We start from the raw sequence: 17,423 nt of genomic DNA, 5'->3' as shown, positions 1-17,423 counted from the left end.
GGAAGGGGACCGATGGGCGAACGGCAGACGGCGGCCGGCGCGCGGTTTGGTGAGGCGCCGCTGGAACAGACGGTCGCGGCGGCCGGGGCCATCCGGCGGCTGGGCGGTCTGCTGCTGTCGCTGGAGCATCCCCATCCGGCCGTGGACGCGATCGTCGCCCGTATCGCGGAGTGGGAAGCCGAGCTGGGCGCGGTCCTTCCGCCGGACAGTTCGCCGCGAATCGGGGCCGACGATTCCGGCACTCACCGCGTCTATCTGGACCACGCGACGGACATCGGGGCGTTCAATCCGTGCTTTCCCGAGTATCGCTTCGATCGGTTGGACGGCGACTTCGCCTCGGGGACGGTCGCTTTCCCGTTGGTCTACGAGGGACCGCCCGGTCTGGTCCACGGGGGATTTCTCTCGGTGTTCTTCGACAGCGTCATCCAGCACCAGAACTGCGTGACAGGGCTGTCCGGAAAGACCCGGTCGCTGCAGGTCACTTTCCGGCGACCGACGCCGTTGCAGACCGAACTACGTTTCGACATCTCGCGCGTGCAGGAGGAGCGCGGCATCACCTCGACGGCCCGGTTGTTGCTCGGCGAGGAGGTGCTGTGCGTCGGCGAAGTCACGACGCTGGCCCTGCCGCCGGAAAAGCTCACCGGGCACCGCCTGGGCAAGCGGCGAGTTGAGCAGGCCTGACGTGGCGTCCCAGCGTTTCCGTCAACCGCGGGTGGCCGAGCTCGTCGCCTCGAAGCTGCGCGACGACATTTTGTCGGGTCGCTTGAAGGAGGGTGACGTTCTGCCCTCGCAGGAATCGCTCTTCGCCGAATTCGGCGTGAGCCCGCCGGCGCTGCGGGAGGCGATCCACCTCTTGGAGACCGACGGGCTGATCTCGGTGCGGCGCGGCAATGTCGGTGGCGCGCTGGTGCACCATCCGACAGCCGAGCGGACGGCGCACATGATCAGCATGGTGTTGCAGACCAGGTCCGCAACGCCCGTTGATGTCAGCGAAGCGCTCATGCACCTCGAACCGGTCTGCGCGGGAATGTGCGCTGCCCGCGAGGATCGGATGACCGAGGTCGTGCCCTACCTGCAGGGTGAAATCGACCTCCAGACAGCTCAATTCGATGATCTATCGCGCTACGTTCCCAACGCCCGCAGATTTCACGAAACACTGGTGGCGCGGTGCGGCAACGAGCCGATGATCCTATTGATCGGATCGCTCGAGCTGATCTGGTCGGCCCACGAATCGGCCGTGTGGAACGGGCACGGCGAACCGCCGATGGTGGACAAGACCCGGCGGGCTGCGCTGCGTGACCACCAGCGATTGCTCGACGCCATCCGTGACGGCAACGCCGCCAAAGCGGTACGACTGGCACAGGATCATCTGGCCGCGGCGCGGCGCAACACGCTCGCGTTCGGCACCGAGCAGACCATCGAGGCCAAGCTGGTCTCGAATCTCGATGTGCCCCAGCACAGGAAGGGGGCCAGAGCATGATTGCCTCAGACGACGACCGCGTTCTCTTCGAGGTCGAGCCGGACAAGCGAATCGCGACGATCACGCTGAACAACCCGCAGCAGCGCAACTCCTACGATGCCGCCATGCGCGATGCGGTGGCCCGCTGCCTCGACCGGGTCGCCGACGACGACGACCTCACGGTCGTGCTGCTGCGCGGCGCGGACGGGGTGTTCAGCACCGGGGCCGACATGAACAACGCCTACGGCTGGTACGGCGAACGCGGCGCGAAGGGGCCGGAGAAGAAGCGCCCCAGCCAGCGACGCCGGCTCACCGTGGATCGCAAATCATTCGGCTTCTACCACAACCTGATGGGTTTCCCGAAGGTGACCGTGGGCGAGATCGATGGCTATGCCCTGGGTGGCGGCTTCGAGATCGCCTTGATGACAGACATTTCCGTCATCGAGCGCACCACCAGAATCGGGATGCCGGCCACTCGATTCCTCGGTCCGGCCTTGGGCAGCCTGCACATGTTCTTTCACCGGCTCGGTCCGGTGCTCGCCAGAAGGCTGCTGCTGACCGGCGACATCATCGAGGCGGCAGCGGTCGAACATCTCGGCGTCTTCACCGAGACGTGCGATGCCGGGCAAGCCCGGGCGCGGGCGCGGTACTGGGCCGAGAAGGCGGCGAAGATGCCCGCCGATGGTGTCGTCATTGCCAAGGAGGCATTCCGGCTCGTCGAGCAGAGCCAGGCCTATCAGGGCGAAGAGGTCGCGAGCTACCTCTTCCACGCATTCGGCACCAACCTGCAATTCGCGCCGGACGAGTTCAACTTCGTCAAGACGCGCGCACAGCACGGCACCAAAGAGGCATTCCGGTTGCGCGACAAGCACTTCCACGTGCCCGAGCCACCTGACAGCTGAGCCGCCGGCGAGCTCTGATCCGGCTCAGCGGCGAGCGGTCTTGCTACGGCCGGCGGGGGAGGCCTTGCGGGGCGTCGACTTACGTTGCCGGGCAGTCGACTTCGCGCCCTGCTCGATCAACCGGGTGGCGTGATCGAGGATGCAGTCCAAGCCGTATTCGAAGTTGTTGTCGTCGGGCGCGCCGATGTGGTGCCCCTTACCGGTCATCTGCGCGAGCAACGGCGCCACCTCCGGGTCGATCACCATCGCGTCTTCGAATGTGCGCCCGCCGTTCTCGGTCGTCTCGTTCTTCTCATGCAGACGGTGCAGCACCACCGACCCCCGAACGTGCACCGAGATCGCGGAGTAGGTGTCGAATGCCTCCGCCGGCGACAGCCCCGCGTCGACGAGACCTGATATCGCCTTCTCGATTTCCTGCACGCCGAGTTTGGCCGCCCGCGGGCTCAGGGCGGACCTGATCAGAATCAGATCGCACAGAATCGGGTTGCCCATGAACGTTTTCCGCATCGAACGGGCATGGTTGCGCAGTGTTTCGCGCCAGTCGTTGGACTCGACATAGGGAGTGGAGAACACGTACTTGCGCAACGCGCGATCGGTCATCGCGTTGAGGAGATCATCCTTCTTGCGGAAGTACCAGTAGATGCTGGTGACGCCGACACCCAGGTGCTTGCCGAGCAGTGGCATGCTCAGATTGTCGATCGACACCTGCTCCGCGAGTTCGAACGCGCCGCTGATGATGTCGTCGGGATTGATCGACCCGCGTTCGCGTCGCTGCCGTTTCTCGGCGGTTGCTTGCTTGGCCACTGCGGGCACCTCCCTCACCTTCAGCTGACTACTGTAATCGCTATCGTAGGGTTTCTGATACGTACGGCGCCGGGCGAACATCGGACGACCGCCCGCGCGATACCCGCATATGACTCCAAATAAGCCCAGCGACAAACGTTTTCGTGCGGCGCACCGGCCCCGGCGTGACGCCTTGCGCAAGGCCGAAATCAGGCTGCATGCAAGCCGCCGAACCAGCGCCGTCGGTTGTTGCGGAACGCCATACTGATAGGTATACAGTATGGATACAAACTTCCGCGAAATTGCCGCCTGAACTCAGGGGAGGACGGTTGATGAGCACCACCGAAGACCGCATCGCCGACCCCGGTCAGGACGCGGCGGTGGTCTACGAGGTCACGCCGACCGGCGTCGCGGTGCTGACGCTCAATCGACCCGATCGCCTCAACACGTGGGGCGGCGACATCGCGTCAGCCTTCTACGCCGGACTGGACCGCGCCGAGGAAGACCCGGACGTCCGGGTGATCGTGCTGACCGGACGCGGCCGGGCATTCTGCGCCGGAGCGCAGTTGGGCGCCACGGGAGACTTTGCGCAGTCGCTCGAGAAGACCGACGAAAGCAAATTGGCCAGCCTGATCGGGGATCGCCAGCCCTACCACCTGACCACGTTGTCGAAGCCGATCATCGCCGCGATCAACGGATCGTGCGTCGGCATCGGGCTCACCCAGGCGCTGATGTGCGACATCCGGTTCGCGGCGGCCGGCGCGAAGTTCGCTGCCTCGTTCGCCCGCCGCGGGCTGATCGCCGAATACGGCATCTCGTGGATCCTGCCGAGATTGACCGGCTGGGGCGTCGCGCTCGACCTGCTGCTCAGCGGCCGGACGTTTCTCGCCGACGAGGCGGCACAGCTCGGACTCGTCAAAGAGGTCGTTCCACCCGAGCAGCTCATGGAACGCACGCTGGCCTACGCCGACGACATGGCCCAAAACTGTTCTCCCGCTTCAATGGCCGTCATCAAGCGGCAGGCCTACGGTGACGCGATGCGCGAGGTGGCCGACGCCAATTCGCGCTCCGAGGTCTTGCTACAGCAGTCGCTGAAGCGTCCCGACCTCATCGAGGGCATCACCAGCTTCCTGGAAAAGCGCGCGCCCAGTTTTCCGGGGCTACGCGCATCCGACGAAACGTGCGGCAGCGGAAAGGATCACGATGGCCAGCTTGGACTATAAGGCGATCGACGTCGACAACCACTACTACGAACCACTCGACGCGTTCACCCGGCATCTGGACAGGAAATTCCGCCGACGTGGGGTGCAGATCCTCCAGGACGGCAAGCACTCCCAGGCCGTCATCGGTGACCGGGTCAACCGTTTCATTCCGAACCCGACGTTCGACCCGATCATCGTCCCCGGCTGCCTGGACCTACTCTTCCGTGGCGAGATTCCCGACGGCGTGGACCCGGCCTCGCTGATGAAAGTCGAACGGCTCGAACAGCATCCGGAATACCAGCAGCGGGACGCCCGCATCACGGTGATGGACAGCCAAGGCATCGAAACCGTCTTCATGCTGCCGACCTTCGCGTGCGGAGTCGAGGAGGCACTCAAGCACGACGTCGAGGCGACGATGGCCTCGGTGCACGCCTTCAACCTCTGGCTCGACGAGGACTGGGGCTTCGACCGACCCGACCACCGGGTCATCGCCGCTCCGATCATTTCGCTCGCCGATCCTGCGGGGGCCGTCGACGAAGTGCAGCACGTCCTGAGTCGCGGCGCGAAGTTGGTCCTGGTGCGTCCGGCGCCGGTGCCCGGCGTCGTCCGGCCGCGTTCGCTCGGCGATCCGGCGCACGACCCGGTCTGGGCCGCGCTGGCCGAGGCCGGTGTTCCGGTCGGCTTCCACCTCAGCGACTCGGGATACCTCCAGATCGCCGGAATGTGGGGCGGCAAATCGACTTTCGAAGCGTTCGGCGGCTCGAACCCGTTGGACCAGATCCTGGTCGACGACCGCGCGATCCACGACACGATGGCCTCGATGATCGCCCACGGGGTGTTCACCCGCCATCCCACACTCAAGGCCGTCAGCATCGAGAACGGGTCTTACTTCGTGCATCGCCTCATCAAGCGACTGAAGAAGGTCGCGAACAATCATCCGAAGCTGTTCCCGGTGGACCCCGTCGAACAGTTGCGCACCAATGTCTGGGTCGCGCCGTATTACGAGGACGATCTGCCCGAACTGGCCGAAGTGATCGGTGTCGAGAAGATCCTGTTCGGATCGGACTGGCCGCACGGCGAGGGGTTGGAGGATCCGGTGTCGTTCACCGATGAACTCGTCGGCTTCAGCGATTCAGATATCCGAAAGGTGATGCGCGACAACGCGTTGGACCTATTGGGTGTCAAGGTCGGCTCAGCCGCGTGAGCACCCGGAGCCGCATGACACCATGAGCGAGTGGACCATAGGCGCGGTTCTCGACGTCATCGCCGAAGTCATCCCCGATCGGGTGATGACCGTATGCGGTGAGCGACGCCGGACGTTTGCCGAAGCCGCCGATCGTTCCCGGCGGCTGGCGAACTACCTGTCCGGCAAGGGTTTCGGTGCCCACCAGGAACGCGCGTCGCTGCAGAACTGGGAGTGTGGCCAGGACCGCGTCGCGCTGCTCATGCACAACGACCTCTACGCCGACATGGTCATCGGATGCCTGAAGGGCCGGACCGTCCCGGTGAACGTCAACTACCACTACACGCCGCGCGAAGTTCAGGAACTACTCGATTACGTCCGGCCGCGCGCGGTGATCTATCACAAATCGCTCGGCGCCAAGTTCGCCGACGTATTGCCGCCGGAGAGCGCCGATCTACTGTTGTCGGTCGACGACGGCAGCGCGGCAACCGATCTGCCCGGCGCGGTGTCGCTGGACGACGCCCTTGCGCAGGGAGACACCGACCAGGACATCGCCTGTTCGCCCGACGACCTGCTGATGATCTGCACCGGCGGCACCACCGGCCGGCCCAAGGGTGTGCTGTGGCGGCAATCCGACATCTACGTCTCGTCGATGGTGGGCGCCGATCACGCGTCCGCGCAGGACATCCGCGACAAAGTCAGCCGTAACGGCGGGCCACCATGGTTCGCGGTGTCGCCACTCATGCACGCCGCGGGCATGTGGACCGCATTCTCGGCGATCATGGCGGGCCTGAGCGTGGTGCTCTACGACACCAGCAAGAAACTCGACCCACGGCTGGTGTGGCGGACCGCCGAGCGTGAGAAGGTCGCCATGATGACGATGGTCGGGGATGCGTATGCGGCGCCGCTGGTCGACGAGTTGCGGCGCGGCGGCTACGAGCTGTCCACCCTGGGGGCGATCGGCACCGGCGGCGCCGCAACGAATCTCAAGCATCAGGAAGCGCTTCTAGAGCTGTTGCCGCAGCTCACTCTGATCAACGGCTACGGATCGTCCGAGACCGGGAACATGGGATTCGGGCACAGTCGCCGCGACACCCGCACCGACACCTTCACCCTGCGCGAGGGCGGCCTCGTGCTGTCGCAGGACTACACCCACTTCCTCGCCCCCGGGGATGACGAGGTGGGTTGGGCCGCCCGCGAGGGCCGTATTCCGTTGGGCTACTTCAATGATCCCGATGCCACCCGTAAGACCTTCCCGGTCGTCGACGGTAAGCGGGTGGTGATCTCGGGCGACCGCGCCGCGCTCGCGGTGGATGGGACACTGCGTCTGTACGGCCGCGACTCTTTGATTGTCAACACCGGCGGCGAGAAGGTCTTCGTCGAGGAAGTCGAGGAAGTGCTGCGGGCGCATCCGGACATCGCCGACGCCTTGGTGGTTGGCCGACCGAGCGATCGGTGGGGCCAGGAGATCGTCGCCGTGATCCAGCCGCGGGGGAGCGCGGTGCCGGATTCGTTGGCCGAGTACTGCGCCGCGCAGCTTGCCAAGTTCAAGGTGCCCAAGGAATTCATCGGTGTGGACAAGGTCCAGCGCCTCGGCAACGGCAAGGCCGACTACCGGTGGGCGAAAAGGCAAGCGACAGAGAAAGCACCGATGTCGACATGAACGTGATCGACTGTCTCATCAACGTGCATTTCGGCGAGACCGAGACGCAACCCACGTGGATGGTCAAGGTCCGCGACGATTACTTCAAGGGTCCCGACTCGATGTTTGCGCCAGTCGATATGTCTGCGCTCCTCGACGAGATGGACTCCCACGGCGTGCGCAAGGCCGTGCTGATGGACAACCTGGCCGAGCCTTCGGTGACCGCGCGAAAGTTCGTCGAGGCCAAGCCGGATCGATTCGCTCTGGCGATGGGCGGGGTCAATCTGTTGCGGCCGATGCCGTCGTTGCGTGAACTCAGCGCGGTGGTCAACGATCTGCCTGTCGCGTATGCCGTTGTCGGACCGAGTTTCTGGGGCGACGGAATGTACCCACCGAGCGACGCGGTCTATTACCCGCTGTACACCAAGTGCGCCGAACTCGGTTTGCCGCTGTGCGTCAACACCGGCATACCCGGGCCGCCGATCCCCGGCGAAGTGCAGAACCCGATCCATCTCGACCGAGTCTGCGTGCGGTTTCCCGAACTGAAGCTGTGCATGATTCACGGCGCGGATCCCTGGTGGGAGATCGCAATTCGCTTGCTGATCAAGTACGAGAACGTGCGATTGATGACGTCGGCCTGGTCGCCGAAACGCCTGCCGGAGAGCCTGCTGCACTTCATGCGCACCCGTGGCGCCGGGAAGGTGATCTACGCCTCGGACTGGCCGGTGCTCAAGATGCACCGCGTCGTCCCGGAAGCGCAGGCGCTGGATCTGCCCGCCGACGTCCTGGAGAACTACCTCCACAACAACGCCCAGGATTTCTTTTTCGAAAGCCACGAGGAGCACTGATCATGGATCGCTACGAACTCCGCAGACTCGACTACAGCCTCAGCGACGATCATCAGGCGCTGCAGGCTGCGTACAAGGACTTCTTCACGACGCACTGCTCGATCGAGACCGTCCGCGCCGCAGAGGAATCCGGGTTCGACAAGAGCCTCTGGGAGCGGTTGTGCGGGATGGGCGCGACGACGATGGCGTTGCCAGACGAGGTCGGGGGGGACGGCGCGACGCTCGTGGACCTGACTCTGGTGGCCGAGGAGGTCGGTCGCGTGTTGGCGCCGGTGCCGTGGGTCGACCATGTCTGTGCGGCGCGACTACTCGCCAGGCTCGGCGCGGCGGAGCCTGATGTGGTCAGTGGCCGGCAACTCGCGGCGTTCGACCCCCAGCACGACGAGGTGAGCGGGCGGCGGCTCATCCCGACCGGATCGATCGCCGATCACATCGTCGTTCGCGACGGCGAGGACGTGGTACGACTCAGCTTCGGCACCCGGCCGGCCAAGGTGGACAACATCGGTCGGCTCCCGATGGCCTGGGTCGACCCGGCGGCCGCGGACAGCCGTACCGTCCTGGCGAGCGGTCCCGAAGCGCTAGCGGAATACCAACGCGCACTGGACGAGTGGCGTGTGCTGATGGCTGCGGCGATGGTGGGGCTCGTCGAGGAAACGATGACCATCGCGGCCGAGTTCGCCAAGACCCGTTACACGTTGGGCGTGCCGATCTCCACCCTGCAGGGCATTTCCCATCCGCTGGCCAACATCGCGATCACCGTCCAAGGCGGGCGCAACCTGGCGCATCGCGCGGCGTGGTTCCTGGACAACGAGCCCGACGAGCGGCCCGAACTGGCTCCCGCCGCGTTCGTGTTCATGGCCGAAGAAGCGTCGAAGGCCGCGACCATGGCGGTGCACGTGCAAGGCGGTCTCGGTGTTTCCGCAGAGGCAGCGGCTACGGCGTATCTCGTACGGGCGCGCGGCTGGGCGCTGGCCGGTGGCGACCCCGGCACCAGCGCAAAGTATGTCGGCGAGCTGGTCGCAGCCCGCGAAAGTCGTTGACGGAGGGACGGATAGATGGATTTCTCACGAGTCGCCCTTGTCGACGGCGATCAAGACTTCCGTAACCAGGCGCGCGACTTCCTGACGACACACGTGACCGACGAGGTCAGGCGTCGCGATCGGGAGACTGGTGACAACTTCGACGAGGGCGTTCACCTGGCTCTGGGTGCCGAGGGCTATCTGGAAGGCGAATGGAAAGGCGCTGCCGACGGTGGCTTTTCCCGGGTACGGCGGCGCATCTGGGAACTGGAGAAGCGTCGTGCCCACGTTCCCTGGGTGACGTGGGGGACCACCGCGATGGTGGCCCACTCAGTGGCGAAATTCGGCTCGCCGGAGTTGCAGGCCGAGGTCATGCCCAAGGTATTCAGCGGCGAGGTACGGCTGTGTCTCGGCTACACCGAGCCCGAGGGCGGTTCCGACATCGCGACCTGCAAGACTCGTGCCGTCCGCGACGGGGACGGCTGGGTCGTCAACGGTTCCAAGATGTTCACCACCGGCGCACACAAGTGCCAGTACGTGTTCCTGATCACCAACACCGACCCGGAGGCTCCAAAACACAAGAGCCTGACCATGTTTCTGGTACCGCTGGATTCGCCGGGCATCGAGATACAAGGCATCCGCACCGTCGACGGCGACCGCACCAACATCGTGTACTACAGCGACGTCCGGGTCGACGACAAGTACCGGCTCGGTGACGTGAACGCGGGATGGACGGTGCTTCGTGAGCCGCTCAATACCGAGCACGGTGCCGTCGCCGCGGCGCCCGACGGGCTGCAGGACGTATCGATCATGATGCACCAGGCCAGCTTCATGACGCATGCGCTCGATCGCACCGCCGCGACGGCCGGAGAGCGAGACCACAACGGGCACAGGCTGGTTGACGACGATTCGGTGGCGTACCGGCTGGGCCGCAGCACGGCCCGGATCGAGGCGGCGCTCAGCGCGCCGAGCATCTTCGGCCGGGTGGCCATCGCGCAGACCATGCGGGATGTCTCACCGGAGTTGATGGATCTGCTCGGCTCCGCGTCGACACTGCCGCTGGGCACCGACGGTGCCGCCGACGACGGGGCATCGGAATATGTCTACCGCTTCGCCCCGCTGGTCGGCATCTACGGCGGCACCCTCGAGGTGTTCCGCAACATGATCGCGCAGTACGTGCTCGGCTTGGGTAAGCCCAATTACTCGGCGCCGAAGAAGGTTTGACCTCGAATCAGCCGGCGAATGGTGGCCGTGCCATCACCTTCGGTCGAAAGCCATACTTCGGTCCAGTGGCTGCAGCACCCCCGTGCGGGGCGGACAACGGCATGCCGCCCAACATGTTCCCGGGTTCGGCGGAGGCCGGTGTCATGGTGTGGTGCGCCACCCGCGCGGCACCGCTCGACGCCCCGCTCACCTGGGCCCAGTTGGGTGGAACTGAGATATCTCCGATGACGTCAGACGTGCCGAGGGTGGCATTGACCGGGGCGCCCCCGCCGAGCAAGCCGCCCAGGTTGCCCAGCCCCGTCGCGGGAGCAGTGGCCGCTCCGCCCGCCGCCGCACCGCCGACGCCGTTGAGCAAGCCCAGCGTCTTTCCCATCTGGATCCCGAAGTTGCCCATACCGACACTGAAGTAGGGCAAGCCTTCGGTGTTGTAGAGCAGCGATGAAAATGGGGACACGCCGTTGAGGAGCGTGCCGAGATTTGACGGCAGCGCCGTCTGTCCGCTGATCAGAAACCAGATTTCACTCAGCGCCGAAGTCGACGAGGCATCGGCGGCGACCGGTGCGGCCATGCCGCTCAGCTGAGTGGGAATAGTGGACGTCAGCTGACTGAGTGCGGATTGCGATGTGCCGGCAGAGGTCGCCGCTGCGGAGTGGGTCGCGGCGGTTTGGGCGGCCTGAGCGCCAGGGCTGGTGATCGTAGGCGTGTCGGTGAACGGCGTCATCGTGGTGGTGGCGGCGGACTGTCCCGCGTAGCTGTACATGGCGCCGGCGTCTTGGGCCCACATCTGGCCGTATTGTGCTTCGATAGCCGCGATCTCGCCGTTGTACTGCCCGAATACGTTGTACGCAAGTGCCTCTGCAAGCGCCTCGCGGTTGGCTGCGATGAGAGGCACCGGAACCATTGTGGCCAGGGCGGTTTCATACGCGGCCGCAGATGCGCGGGCTTGGCTGGCGGCCTGCTCGGCCTGCGCGGCGGTGGCGTTCATCCACTCCACATACGGCGTCGCCGCCGCGGCCATCGCCGTCGACGCCGGGCCCAACCACTGTTCGCTGCTGAGTTCTGTCAATACTCTCTCGTAACCAATTGCCGCCGAGCTTAATTCGGCTGCCAACTGATTCCACGCCGACGCGGCGGTCATCAGCGAACCCGAGCCTGGGCCGGCGTACATGCGCCCAGAATTGACCTCTGGCGGCAGTGATCCATAGTCCTGCATGTTGAGACCTCGATTCTCGACAACGGGCGGCGGACAGTGGTTTCCCTATCCGCCCGCAGGCGGTCGGGCGACGACGTTGTATCGCCAGCCGTATTTGTGAATGAAACCTCCGGTGGGCCGGGTGCCGAATCGTGTTGGCACACCGCCCAACACCTCGTTAGGGTTCGCGCCGGCGACTGCAGAATGAGTCACGCTTGACTGTCCCAGCGGTACGGCCGAGTGCTGCGTCGACGCAGCGGACCAGCCCGGCGGGAACTCCTCGAATTCTTCGATCTCCTCGAGTTCGTCGAACTCCTCAGGATGTTCCTCAATCGACGCGCTCCAATTGTGCGGCACTGACAGGTGGCCGATTCGCACCGCCCGACCGGTACTGGCGGTTATCCCACTGCCGAAACCGGCATGCGCGAATTCGGGTGTGGCATACCAAGCACCGCCCGCACCCGCCGTCGTTCCCTGCCCGAAAGTGAGTTGCTGCCCGATTGACCACCCGCTGTTTCCGATGCCCAACGCGAAGTATTGCTGCAGCAGATCGTGAAAGACGGTTTTGTAGTTGGCGGGCACCAGTCCGAGCCAGTTGTTAGCCGGAGTGGGTAGCAGCGAGAACGGCCATGGAAGCTCGCCGCTCGTAGTCGAGTCTGCTCCGGTTGACGCGGCGGTGAAGACATTCTGCAGCAGGTGGCTTCCGGTCGAGCCCGACGTCAGGTGTGGGACTGCATTCTGGGCGGCGCTTTCCACCTGGGTAGCGGCGGATTGCGCTAACGGTGTGGTCTGTTGAACCACCCCGCTGTCGCCGGTGGTGTTCGGCGCCGACGTGAATGACTTGAGCCTTGCCGCTGCGGCCGAAGAGGCCGAGTAGGAATACATGGCTGTGGCGTCTTGCGCCCACATGTCGGCGTATTGGGTTTCTGTTGCCGCGATTGCGGCGCTGTTCTGTCCGAAGAAGTTGGTCGCGACGAGCGCGGCCAGCAGTATTCGATTGGTCAGGACCACAGGTGGCGGCACCGTCATCGCATAGGCCGCCTCGTAGGCCGCCACCGCGGCCATCGCCTGGTCGGCCGTGTGTTCGGCCAGCGCGGCGACGGTGCTCAGCCATCCAACATAAGGCATTACCGCGGTCACCATCGCTCCCGACGACGGACCCACCCACTGCGAACTCGTCATCTCGGAAATCACCGATCCATAGCCGCTGGCAGCGGCACTCAACTCGGCGGCGAGTTCGCTCCACGCTGTCGCGGCGGACAGCATCGGCGCAGCGCCTGGGCCGGCATAAAGGCGACCGGAGTTGATCTCCGGTGGGAGCGATCCGAAATCGATCACAGCGGACGCCTCATCGCACTGACCGGTCGGCATGTACGTTGCCTCGTACCAGTCGCAGTGGCTCCCACGCCCACGTGTGGAACCCGCCCTCGACCGGGTCGCTCGATGCCCGTGTCGACCAGAGGGCGGGAACCGACAACGGTCCGATGCTGTGCGCGATCCCAAATACCGAGGCGGTGCGTTCGCCACGCGTCGCTGCCAGTGCGGCCGCCCGGAGCACCATCAGCCCTCTGTTCGTCGCCTGCAGTCGCTGAAGGGCGACATCGGGCGGCGCCGCCGACGAACACAGGGTGGACAGGGCCGGGGTCACCGCTAGCAGATGGGTGTCCAGCGTGCCTTGTCCCGACGTTGAGATAGCTTGCAGCGCTTCGGGAAGTGCCTCGATGACCTGTCTTCCCGCGGTGATGGCACGTGGAGCTGCCGCCACCCGGCGAGCCCGCCGTCGAGCGTTCACATCGGTGCTGTCCTGTTGTTCGATGGCCGAGACAGCTGAGGTGAACGGCGTCAGAACCGAGGCCTTGGCCGAGGCTCGGGCATAGGCGTACATGGCCTCGGCGTCCTCAACCCACATCCGGTGATACTCGTGTTCGATCTGCGCCACCGCCGGGCAGGCCTGTGCCAGATAATTCGTCGCGGCCAGCGATGCCAGTCGAATTCTGTTGCATGCGATCACTTCCGGTGGCACCACTGCCGAGACTGCCGTGTCGTGAGCGCTGGCCGCGGCGGCGGCTTGAGTCGCCGTCTGGGCAGCGTGCGCGGCACATACGTTGAGCCAGGCGACGTACGGTGCCAGCACGCGGCCGATTGCCGCGGTTATGACGCCCGGCCAACCCGTGGCGAAGCTGACGGTCAGTGCTTCGTAGCAGGCCGCAGTTTTGCGCAGAGTGGCCGCCAACTCGTTCCACGCCCGGGCGGCTCGAGCCAGCGATTCCGACCCTGACCCCTCGAACAGCCGGCCGGAGTTGATCTCGGGAGGCACCCTTGCAAAACACATCGTCGGCTCCTGAATCTCGGCGATCGGCCTGAAAGTCATGCGCTGACAGGCACGGGAGTCATCGTCTGCGAGCGCGCGCGGCGGCAGTAGACGGTTTGACGTTGTGGCGTCACAAGCGTTGGTTGTGCCCGGTGTTATCCAGCGCATACGGCCCCACATCGCGGCGCAGAGCCCCGGAAATTCTCCATGTGTTTCCCAGCTAGTCATAAGTTCTGTGTGATTCGATCCGTCGACCATGACACTCAGTTCGCGAATGCCCGACCTCGACTCGTTCGAGGTCTTCCTCGCCGTCGCCGAAACCGGCAGTCTCGGTGGCGCAGCTCGCGAATTGGGGCTGACGCAGCAGGCCGTGTCTCGTCGGCTAGCCCTGATGGAAGCGAGAGCTGGCATCCCACTGGCGACGCGGACCACACGAGGGACCGAGCTGACCGCCGGCGGACAGTTCGTGTTCGATTGCGCTCAGCGGCTGCTCGAGGTGGCACGCGACATCGATGCCAACTTGGGTGCGCTGCGCCAGCAGCACCAAACGCAGATCCGTGTCGTGGCCAGCCCGACCGTTGCGGAATTCCTTGTACCTCTGTGGATGCTGTCCATGAAACTCACCGAAGCCCATGAGACTCATCCGCCACCGAAAGTTGTGCTTGCGGCGAGCTCCAGCTCTGAGGTCATCGCATCGATTCGCGAAGGCCGAGCCGACCTCGGTTTTGTCGAAAACCCTGGCGCGCCGGTTGGATTGGGGCATTGTGTGGTTGGTGAAGACGAGCTGGTCGTGGTCGTGCCACCCGGTCACCTGTGGGTTCGGCGCTCCAATTCCATTTGCGCCGAGGAGTTGTCCGAGACGCCGCTGATTTCGCGTGAGGCCGGGGTCGGTATCCGCGATTCCCTGACGGTCGCGTTGCGCAGGGTGCTGGGCGACGACATGAACCAGGCAGCACCTCTTCTCGAATTACCGTCGATGGGCGCGATGCGGGCTGCAGTCCTCGCAGGTGCCGGCCCCGCCGTCATGAGTCGACTCTCGGTCAGCGACGACTTGGCGGCTGGTCGACTACACGAGATCCCCGTGCCTGGATTGGACCTGCGACGGCAGTTCCGTGCCGTTTGGCAGGGCGGCCGCACCCCGCCTGCGGGCGCTGTCCGGCGTCTACTCAGCCACATCGGTAATTACGCGGCGGCGCAGAGCCGTTAGGCACTCACGTCGTCAGCACGGTGGCGGCCGCGGTCCCGGGCGCGCCGTACACCTGGGCAAAACCGACCTTCGGGTTGCCCGGGACCTGACGATCGCCGGCCTGGCCCCGTAACTGTCGCACCAGCTCATGCATCTGCCGAAGCCCTGATGCGCCAATGGGTTCGCCGTTGGCGATCAATCCGCCGTCGGTGTTGACCGGCAGCGAGCCGCCGATCTCGGTGGCGCCGTCGGCCAGCAGTCGCTCTTGGTCGCCGTCGGCGCAGAAGCCCGCCTCGGCCATGTGGATGACCTCGGCGCCGGCGTCGGTGTCCTGCAGTTGGATGACATCGACGTCCTGCGGTGCGACGCCGGCCTTCTCGAATGCCGCCTTGGCGGCGTACACCGTCGGTGAGACGTCCTCTTCGACCGGGGCGTAGGTGGTGTTCACCTCATAGGCGCCGTAGCGGCGAGTACGGAGTTCGACCGCCCGTACGTAAACCGGAGTGCTGGTGTAGCGGTGCGCGATGTCGGCCCGGCACATCACCACCGCGGCGGCACCCTCGTCCGGCGCACAGAACATGTACTGGGTCAACGGGTAGTTGAGCATCGGCGAGGCAAGGATGGCCTCCTCCGAGATCGGCTTACGCCGAAAGGCGTTGGGGTTCAACGCGCCATTGCGGAAGTTCTTGGCGGCGACCTTCGCCAGCGTCTCGACGGAGATGTGATGGTCGTGCAGATACCTGTTCGCTTTCATGCCGAAGAACTGAGTGGTGAGGTACTGGCCGTTCTGCGCGTACCAACTCGGCATGCCGACCAGTGCCGGGTCTTCGGTGAAGGCGCCTCGTGGATGTTTGTCCATCCCGACCGCGATGCCGATGTCGAAGTCGCCCAGCCGAATGCTGTCGGCGCACAACTTGGTTGCGCTCGCCGCGGTGGCGCAGGCATTGAACACGTCGGTGAACGGGATACCGGTCAGACCGACCATGCCCACGATCGCGTCGGGGTTGGCTACCGTCCAGCTACCTCCGACGGCGAATTGGACGTCCCGCCAACGGATGCCGGCGTCGGTGAGTGCGAGTTGGATGGCGTCACCTGCCATCTGCATTGCGGACTTGCCCTCGAAGCGGCCGAACGGGTGCAGCCCCACGCCGATGATCGCGACGTCGTTGCGACTCATGCGCGTGCTCCCGTCGGAACGAAGGTGACCGGAAGTTCGGTCGGCGAGCGGAAGGGTTGGCCGTAGATGTGCGGATCTTGATCGACGACGAGCTCGATCTCGGAGAGCCGACTCAGCAGACACTCCAGCGCGACCCGGGTCTCCATGCGGGCAAGGTGGAGACCGAGGCAGGTGTGCTCGCCGGCCGCGAAGGAGATGTGCGGTACCTGCTGACGGAAGATGTCGAATCGCTCCGCATGCTGCCAGCGGCTCTCGTCGCGGTTGGCTGAGCCGATGCAGAGGTCGACCGCCGAGCGCGCGGGAATCGGGACACCCTGCAGCACAGTGTCTTCGGTGGTGAATCGCTGCACTGTGGTGAGGGGCGTCTCGAACCGGAGAGCCTCTTCGATCGCCGGCCCGAGTAGCGCATTATCGGCCTGCACGGCGGCGAACTGCTCTGGGTGGGTGAGCAGTAGATACAGCAGATTGCCCGACGAGCGGTAGGTGGTTTCCAATCCGGCCGGGAGCAGTAGTCGGAGAAACGAGTAGATCGCTTCGTCGCTGAGCTTTTCGCCGTCGATCTCGGCGGCGACAAGATCGCCGATGATGTCGTCCGTCGGTGCTGCCCTGCGCTGTTCAATCTGCGCCACGAAGTAGTCCTTGAGGGCCGCGGATGCCTCAAACGCCCGCTCGTACCTGATGGTGTAGTTGATCAGTTCGACCGCGCGCCGGCGAAATGCCGGCAGATCCTCGGCGGGCAGACCGAGGAGCGTGGCGATGACCCGGGTCGGAAATTCGAAGGTGAAATCGCGGACCAGGTCCGCGCTCCTGGCGTCGATGAATTCGTCGATCAGTGCGTCGCAGATCGGGCGGACGATCTCGGGCTCCCAACGCGTAAGCGCCTTGGACTTGAACGCCGCGGAAACCAAATTGCGGTGTTCGCGATGGGTCTTGCCGGCCATCGCCAGGATCGACGGTCCGATGAACAACCCGATCGTATTGTCGTAGTAGGTCGAGCTGAAGGTCTGCGCGTCGCGAAACGCCGCGTTCACCGCCTCGAACGACACGGCCGCAAACGAGTTCTTGGGTCGCAACGACTCCGGGGTCTTCGAGTAGTCGACGACCGTGCCGTGGAATACGCCGCACTCGGCACGCTTCCCGGCGAAGTAAGGGTAGGGGTCGCGGATGTAGTCGGCCGGTTTGTCGTCGCCGACGGCGGCGTCCCGAAGTTGACCTTCCACAGCTGCGCTCCAGCCTCGTCGAGCGAAACGGCGTCTCGCCGCATGATCTTACTGTAATTATTACAGTAGAGCACA

16 protein-coding genes are annotated in these 17,423 nt (G+C 64.9%); 10 read left to right on the top strand and 6 right to left on the bottom strand.

All coding sequences use genetic code 11. The features are described 5' to 3' along the window. Nucleotides 1–12 precede the first annotated feature (12 nt). The 3 genes from PT015_RS09425 to PT015_RS09415 are packed head-to-tail and all read left to right on the top strand — an operon-like array spanning nucleotide 13 to nucleotide 2,361. On the top strand, nucleotides 13–681 hold the full coding sequence (locus tag PT015_RS09425; protein WP_285190358.1) for a hotdog family protein: 669 nt from the start codon (nucleotides 13–15) through the stop codon (nucleotides 679–681). 1 nt (nucleotide 682) lies between these two features. Then, entirely contained in the window at nucleotides 683–1,480 is a 798-nt protein-coding gene (locus PT015_RS09420; RefSeq protein WP_285190357.1) for a FadR/GntR family transcriptional regulator, read from the top strand. Then, nucleotides 1,477–2,361 carry an enoyl-CoA hydratase/isomerase family protein gene (locus PT015_RS09415; protein ID WP_285190356.1) on the top strand — a complete coding sequence of 295 codons (885 nt, stop codon included), beginning with the start codon at nucleotides 1,477–1,479 and terminating at the stop codon, nucleotides 2,359–2,361. Before PT015_RS09420 ends, PT015_RS09415 begins: the two co-directional genes overlap by 4 nt. A 24-nt stretch (nucleotides 2,362–2,385) precedes the next feature. On the opposite strand, the gene PT015_RS09410 is transcribed toward PT015_RS09415, so the two are convergent. Further along, nucleotides 2,386–3,165, bottom strand: coding sequence for a TetR/AcrR family transcriptional regulator (locus tag PT015_RS09410; RefSeq protein ID WP_285190355.1), 780 nt, complete (start codon nucleotides 3,163–3,165; stop codon nucleotides 2,386–2,388). A 311-nt stretch (nucleotides 3,166–3,476) separates the two neighbouring features. On the opposite strand from PT015_RS09410, the gene PT015_RS09405 reads away from it, so the two are divergent. Genes PT015_RS09405 through PT015_RS09380 form a run of 6 tightly spaced genes read left to right on the top strand, consistent with a single transcriptional unit; the run spans nucleotide 3,477 to nucleotide 10,262 of the window. Next, nucleotides 3,477–4,367: an enoyl-CoA hydratase gene (locus PT015_RS09405; protein WP_285190354.1), complete on the top strand. Its 891-nt coding sequence runs from the start codon at nucleotides 3,477–3,479 to the stop codon at nucleotides 4,365–4,367. Further along, complete coding sequence (locus tag PT015_RS09400) at nucleotides 4,348–5,550, top strand: amidohydrolase family protein (protein ID WP_285190353.1); 1,203 nt, start codon at nucleotides 4,348–4,350, stop codon at nucleotides 5,548–5,550. The genes PT015_RS09405 and PT015_RS09400 overlap by 20 nt, the downstream gene beginning before the upstream one ends. 22 nt (nucleotides 5,551–5,572) lie before the next feature. Further along, the gene (locus PT015_RS09395; RefSeq protein WP_285190352.1) at nucleotides 5,573–7,192 is read left to right on the top strand and encodes an acyl-CoA synthetase; all 1,620 of its coding nucleotides are present in this window, start codon (nucleotides 5,573–5,575) and stop codon (nucleotides 7,190–7,192) included. After that, complete coding sequence (locus tag PT015_RS09390) at nucleotides 7,189–8,019, top strand: amidohydrolase family protein (protein WP_285190351.1); 831 nt, start codon at nucleotides 7,189–7,191, stop codon at nucleotides 8,017–8,019. The genes PT015_RS09395 and PT015_RS09390 overlap by 4 nt, the downstream gene beginning before the upstream one ends. Before the next feature lie 2 nt (nucleotides 8,020–8,021). Continuing rightward, nucleotides 8,022–9,059, top strand: a complete 1,038-nt coding sequence (locus PT015_RS09385; protein ID WP_285190350.1) for an acyl-CoA dehydrogenase family protein — start codon at nucleotides 8,022–8,024, stop codon at nucleotides 9,057–9,059. 15 nt (nucleotides 9,060–9,074) lie between these two features. Then, on the top strand, nucleotides 9,075–10,262 hold the full coding sequence (locus tag PT015_RS09380; protein WP_285190349.1) for an acyl-CoA dehydrogenase family protein: 1,188 nt from the start codon (nucleotides 9,075–9,077) through the stop codon (nucleotides 10,260–10,262). A gap of 7 nt (nucleotides 10,263–10,269) precedes the next feature. Here the strand turns inward: PT015_RS09380 and PT015_RS09375 are convergent, their stop codons facing one another. The 3 genes from PT015_RS09375 to PT015_RS09365 are packed head-to-tail and all read right to left on the bottom strand — an operon-like array spanning nucleotide 10,270 to nucleotide 13,825. Continuing rightward, a complete protein-coding gene (locus tag PT015_RS09375; RefSeq protein WP_285190348.1) occupies nucleotides 10,270–11,475 on the bottom strand; it encodes a PPE family protein in 1,206 nt (401 codons plus the stop codon). Between the two features lie 45 nt (nucleotides 11,476–11,520). Next, the gene (locus PT015_RS09370; RefSeq protein WP_449248151.1) at nucleotides 11,521–12,789 is read right to left on the bottom strand and encodes a PPE family protein; all 1,269 of its coding nucleotides are present in this window, start codon (nucleotides 12,787–12,789) and stop codon (nucleotides 11,521–11,523) included. A 13-nt stretch (nucleotides 12,790–12,802) separates the two neighbouring features. Then, nucleotides 12,803–13,825, bottom strand: a complete 1,023-nt coding sequence (locus PT015_RS09365; protein ID WP_285190346.1) for a PPE family protein — start codon at nucleotides 13,823–13,825, stop codon at nucleotides 12,803–12,805. A 196-nt stretch (nucleotides 13,826–14,021) separates the two neighbouring features. On the opposite strand from PT015_RS09365, the gene PT015_RS09360 reads away from it, so the two are divergent. Then, on the top strand, nucleotides 14,022–14,972 hold the full coding sequence (locus PT015_RS09360) for a LysR family transcriptional regulator (protein WP_285190345.1): 951 nt from the start codon (nucleotides 14,022–14,024) through the stop codon (nucleotides 14,970–14,972). Between the two features lie 4 nt (nucleotides 14,973–14,976). Here the strand turns inward: PT015_RS09360 and PT015_RS09355 are convergent, their stop codons facing one another. Both PT015_RS09355 and PT015_RS09350 read right to left on the bottom strand, forming a co-directional pair. Next, complete coding sequence (locus tag PT015_RS09355; protein WP_285190344.1) at nucleotides 14,977–16,128, bottom strand: thiolase family protein; 1,152 nt, start codon at nucleotides 16,126–16,128, stop codon at nucleotides 14,977–14,979. Continuing rightward, the gene (locus tag PT015_RS09350; RefSeq protein ID WP_285190343.1) at nucleotides 16,125–17,348 is read right to left on the bottom strand and encodes a cytochrome P450; all 1,224 of its coding nucleotides are present in this window, start codon (nucleotides 17,346–17,348) and stop codon (nucleotides 16,125–16,127) included. Before PT015_RS09350 ends, PT015_RS09355 begins: the two co-directional genes overlap by 4 nt. Between the last annotated feature and the right edge of the window lie 75 nt (nucleotides 17,349–17,423).

The organism is Candidatus Mycobacterium wuenschmannii (genome assembly GCF_030252325.1).
In the GTDB taxonomy this organism is placed as follows: domain Bacteria; phylum Actinomycetota; class Actinomycetes; order Mycobacteriales; family Mycobacteriaceae; genus Mycobacterium; species Mycobacterium wuenschmannii.
Note: the sequence above shows the minus strand (reverse complement) of the source record. Positions and strands in the feature narration are given on the sequence as shown.